Source organism: Nitrososphaera sp., assembly GCF_050748925.1.
Classification (GTDB): Archaea; Thermoproteota; Nitrososphaeria; order Nitrososphaerales; family Nitrososphaeraceae; genus Nitrososphaera.
Genome location: NZ_JBOGQF010000233.1, coordinates 1 through 1,411, shown reverse-complemented (window position 1 = coordinate 1,411; position 1,411 = coordinate 1). Strand labels below are relative to the sequence as shown.

3 protein-coding genes are annotated in these 1,411 nt (G+C 55.2%); 2 read left to right on the top strand and 1 reads right to left on the bottom strand.

The window, feature by feature from the left end; genetic code table 11:
- Window positions 1-270: 270 nt before the first annotated feature.
- Entirely contained in the window at window positions 271-534 is a 264-nt protein-coding gene (locus tag ACREAY_RS11855; RefSeq protein WP_431755973.1) for a hypothetical protein, read from the top strand.
- 2 nt (window positions 535-536) lie between these two features.
- Here the strand turns inward: ACREAY_RS11855 and ACREAY_RS11850 are convergent, their stop codons facing one another.
- Entirely contained in the window at window positions 537-887 is a 351-nt protein-coding gene (locus tag ACREAY_RS11850) for a hypothetical protein (RefSeq protein ID WP_431755972.1), read from the bottom strand.
- A 135-nt stretch (window positions 888-1,022) separates the two neighbouring features.
- On the opposite strand from ACREAY_RS11850, the gene ACREAY_RS11845 reads away from it, so the two are divergent.
- On the top strand, window positions 1,023-1,411 hold a 389-nt coding region (locus ACREAY_RS11845; protein ID WP_431755971.1), incomplete at its 3' end, for a cation diffusion facilitator family transporter.

Sequence of the window (1,411 nt, the reverse complement as noted above, 5' to 3'; positions counted from 1 at the left end):
GCAAGGGATTTCCCACGAGAAAGTTCCGCCCCTTTTTCACGGAAAAACGGTTCTGACTAGTCAAAAGAGCTTGTTACTACTTGCAACGGCTCTGGCGTTTTATGTGCCAGGGCGAATCTATCAAAAGAATGCTTGAGCATCGTTTATGGCAAAACCCGTCGTATAGGTGGATGTAATGGAACAAATCCTCTTTGTGGTGCTCGGCTTTGCACCGAGGCTGGCAGCATGCAAGATTGCGAACCGGAACGCGCCGGAGGCCGGGACCTGAAAATGTCCGGCATAGACATGGCGGCATACGAGAAAAGATATCCCAAGTCGCTTTTCAACAAGGGCGTGAGGACGCAGGACGAAGAGCACCTCGGCCACGTGATGAAAGAGACAAGCGATGTCGTCGTAGTATGGGGGCACCGGGGCTGGCGCTTTGACGTGCCCAAGTCCAAAGTGATAGCGGCTGGAAGAAACGTCATCATCGGCCTTGACTACAAGGACGCGTTCAAGTACAGGGTGGACCGGGACGCGCCGCTGCCGGAATAGCCCTACCCGCGCTTTTTGAGCACCTCGGCCAGCTCGCGAAAGATCGAGTTGGCGCTCACGTCGACGAGGTTAAGCGTGCCCGTGTCCTTGACCACCTGCCGCTCAAAGTTTTCCTTTATTGCAAAGACGACTGACGAATAGTGTATCGTGCCTTTCAGCTTTTCCTGCACGGTGCTGTCCGTGTCGGGAAAGACGGTGTGCTGGAAGACCATGCCGTTGCACCAGTTCATCGACGATATCCCGCCGCCTGCCGCGCGGGCCTGCGAAAGCACTATTTTCACGAGGTTTTCAAAGTTGTACTCGATGACTTCGTGCACGACCAGCTTTTTCCACGGCTCTATTGTGACTTCCAACCGGGATGTTTTGCCGTGGCAAAAGTATAAGCCTAACTGATTCTGCCGCTGGCATGAGACATTGGCCAAAAGGCCGGGTGATAAGTATAATAGGTATGCCGACCCCTTAATCCTAGCCAGTTTTTGGACAAGTCTATGGTTTTCGAAGAGGCCCGGAAGGCAGCGTGGGTCTCGATATGGACGCTGTTTGGCATAGGCGTTGCCGAGATCCTGATCTCCGTCGTTGTTGCCGGCAGCCTTACGCTCTTTGCAGACGGCCTCGACTCGCTTGCCGACGCGCTGGTGTCGTTTGTCGTGTGGTTTGGCATCAGGATGATCCACCGGCCAAAGAGCAAGTTCTTTCACTTTGGCTATGCCAAGATAGAGAGCCTGGCAGCGTTCATCGCTGCAGTCGTCATCCTGTTCCTTGGCGGGCTAATCGTCTACAACGCGTACCTCCATTTCCTGCACCCCGAGCCGGTGGGCAACTATCCCGTCACCATGGCCGCACTCGCAGGCGCGGGCGCAGTCTCGCTCCACAGGGC

Coding starts and splice junctions, on each gene's coding strand:
- ACREAY_RS11855 (WP_431755973.1), top strand. CDS start 271: ATGTCCGGCATAGACATGGCGGCATACGAGAAAAGATATCCCAAGTCG.